This is a genomic window from Vibrio sp. 10N.261.52.A1, from assembly GCF_002876325.1.
Classification (GTDB): Bacteria; Pseudomonadota; Gammaproteobacteria; order Enterobacterales; family Vibrionaceae; genus Vibrio; species Vibrio chagasii.
Window position 1 is genome coordinate 1 of record NZ_MCYD01000181.1, and the last position, 3,297, is coordinate 3,297.

The following is a 3,297-nucleotide window of genomic DNA, read 5'->3' on the forward strand; positions in this document are numbered from 1 at the left end:
TTTATTAGCGCTGAGCAAAACCAAAACCATGGGCCAAAAGCTGAAAATCCTCAAAACACTTTCAGTGAAAGACTTGATGCCAGTGCCGCCTGCCGTTGCTGAATACTCGACTGGTTTATCGATGGGTCAAACCGCTGAGCAGATGGCAAAGACACACGGTATTACTCGTGAAGCTCAAGATGCACTTGCTCATCGTTCTCACTCTTTGGCTTCTCAAGCATGGAAAGAAGGCAAGATTAAAGATGAAGTAATGACTGCATTTCCGGCACCGTACAAAAAGTACCTAGCGGAAGATAACAACATTCGTCACGACTCTACGGTTGAAGGTTACGCAAAGCTTCGCCCTGCGTTCGATAGAAAATACGGCAGTGTGACTGCTGCGAATGCAACGCCGCTGACTGATGGCGGTGCAGCTGTGATGTTGATGCGCGAAGGCAAAGCGAAAGAACTAGGCTTAGAAGTGCTGGGTTATATTCGTGGCTATGCGTTCTCAGCGATTGGTGTTGAAACGGATATGCTAATGGGCCCGACTTACGCGACCTCGCAAGTATTGAAAAACACTGGTTTAGAGCTATCGGACCTTACGCTTATCGAGATGCATGAAGCATTTGCAGCTCAAGTTCTAGCGAATGTGAAAATGTTTGCTAGTGATGAGTTCGCACAGAAGAACCTTGGCCGTGATAAAGCGATCGGTGAGATTGATATGGATAAGTTCAACGTGTTGGGCAGTTCAATTGCTTACGGTCACCCGTTCGCAGCAACTGGTGCGCGTATGATGACTCAAACATTACGTGAATTAAAACGTCGCGGTGGCGGCTTAGCACTGAATACAGCATGTGCTGCTGGTGGTTTAGGTGCAGCAATGATCTTGGAGGTAGAATAATGTCTACGACTCTTGATGCAACAACAGAAAAAGAAGCAGTCACTAACGTGGATTCCACTCCAGTGACTGAAGCACCGAAAAAGAAAGCGACCGCATTCTCTCTTAACATCGACGACCAAGACATTGCTTGGCTAGCGATTGATGTACCAGGCGAGAAAATGAACACGCTACAAGCCGCTTTTGCTGAAGAGATGAAAGCGATCTTTGAGCAGTTAAAAGATAAGCAGAGCCGCGTTAAGGGGCTAATTGTTCATTCTCTTAAGCCTGATAACTTTATTGCTGGCGCTGATGTTCGAATGCTGGATGCGTGTAAAACCGCTGATGAAGCACAGTCTCTAGCACGTCAAGGTCAAGAGATGTTCCAAGCGTTATCTGATCTTCCTTACCCAGTTGTTGCCGCAATTCATGGCCCATGTCTTGGTGGCGGTTTAGAGCTCGCATTAGCGTGTGACTACCGTGTGTGTACTGATTCAGATAAGACGCGCCTTGGTCTACCTGAAGTTCAGCTAGGTTTACTACCAGGTTCTGGTGGCACACAACGCCTGCCTCGTTTAATTGGTTTGCTACCGTCACTCGATCTTATTCTTACTGGTAAGCAGCTGCGTGCTAAAAAAGCGAAATCACTTGGCGTTGTGGATGCTTGTGTCCCAGATACCATTTTGCTTGAAGTAGCGAAAAGCTATGTTGAAAAGAATACGGGTAGCAAAAAAGGTAAGCGCCTTGCTTCTAAGAGCCAAGCTTCGACGAAAGAGAAACTTATCTCTCGCAACAGCCTTGGTCGTAAAGTGATTTTCGAACAAGCTGCGAAGAAGACCAATCAGAAAACTCGTGGTAACTACCCAGCAGCTGACGCGATTCTTGATGTCATTCGTTACGGCCTAGAGAACGGCTTTGAAAAAGGTCTTCAGTACGAAGCGAAGCGTTTCTCTGAGTTAGTAATGACTTCTGAGTCAAAAGCACTTCGTTCTATCTTCTTTGCTACTACTGAAATGAAGAAAGAACACGGTGCAGATGCAGAACCAAAAGCGGTTAAGCGTGTTGGTGTGTTAGGCGGCGGACTTATGGGCGCAGGTATTAGCCATGTGAGTGTAGCTAAAGCAAAAGTACCGGTTCGTATTAAAGACGTATCAAATGATGGTGTCCTAAACGCGCTTAACTACAACTACAAGTTATTCGATAAGCAGCGCAAACGTCGTATTCTGAGCCGTGCAGGTCTTGAAAGTAAGATGCTTCAGCTTTCTGGTGGTATCGACTTTACAAGCTTCAACCACACAGACGTTGTGATCGAAGCGGTGTTTGAAGATCTTGACCTTAAGCAGTCAATGGTTGCAGACATTGAACAAAATGCGAAGCCAGAGACTATCTTCGCGACGAATACTTCATCACTGCCAATCCATAAGATTGCAGAGAAGGCGCTGCGCCCAGAAAACGTGGTCGGTCTTCACTATTTTAGCCCTGCAGAAAAAATGCCGCTAGTTGAGGTTATCCCTCATGAAACAACATCAGAAGAGACTATCTCGACGGTTGTGGCATTGGCTAAGAAGCAAGGTAAAACACCGATTGTTGTTAAAGACACGGCAGGTTTCTACGTAAACCGTATTCTTGCTCCATACATGAATGAAGCGGCGCATCTGCTACTAGCGAATGAGCCGATTGAAAAACTGGATAGTGCACTGCTAGATTTTGGTTTCCCAGTTGGCCCAATTACCTTGCTAGATGAGGTAGGTGTGGATATCGGTGCTAAGATCATCCCAATTCTTGTCAATGAGTTAGGCGACCGTTTCCAAGGCCCTGATGTGTTCGACATTCTTCTGAATGACAACCGTAAAGGCCGTAAGAGCGGTAAAGGTTTCTACACTTACAAGGGTAAGAAGAAGGAAGTAGATAAGTCTGTTTACAAGCTGCTTAAGCTGCAACCTGAGCCGAAGCTAAGTGATAACGACATCTCAATGCGTTGCGTGTTACCTATGCTGAATGAAGCGGTTCGTTGTCTAGATGAAGGCATTATCCGCAGCCCTCGTGATGGCGATATTGGTGCTATCTTCGGTATTGGTTTCCCTCCATTCCTGGGCGGTCCGTTCCGTTACATGGACCAAATCGGTATTAAGTCACTGGTTGAGATGATGAATGATTTTGCTGTGAAGTACGGTGATCGTTTTGCACCATGTGATGGACTACTGACACGTGCTGGTTTGGATGAGTCTTTTTACAAGTAATTCTCTAGTAAGCTAACTATTAAGCCCGTATCAAGCAGTTGATGCGGGCTTTTTTGTTTTATTAATGATTGTGAAAAGAGTGAGATTCTCGACTCCGTCATTCTTCCTTCTCGGGAATGACGGGGAGAGGTGGGATCTGTTTGGAAGAGCTGATTGCTATGAGAGACTCCCGACTCGGTTGTTCCTCCCTCTCGGGAA

Annotated in this window: 2 protein-coding genes; both read left to right on the forward strand. The window is 46.1% G+C overall.

The window, feature by feature from the left end; translation table 11 throughout:
* Positions 1-883 (forward strand): acetyl-CoA C-acyltransferase (locus tag BCT81_RS02445; protein ID WP_102423144.1); only part of this gene is annotated, 883 nt, incomplete at its 5' end.
* A complete protein-coding gene (fadJ, locus tag BCT81_RS02450) occupies positions 883-3,099 on the forward strand; it encodes a fatty acid oxidation complex subunit alpha FadJ (protein ID WP_198596830.1) in 2,217 nt (738 codons plus the stop codon). The genes BCT81_RS02445 and fadJ, both read left to right, overlap by 1 nt.
* Positions 3,100-3,297: the final 198 nt, after the last annotated feature.

Bases quoted from the DNA above. Each gene is read 5' to 3' on its own strand.
- fadJ (WP_198596830.1), top strand. From the start codon at position 883: ATGTCTACGACTCTTGATGCAACAACAGAAAAAGAAGCAGTCACTAAC.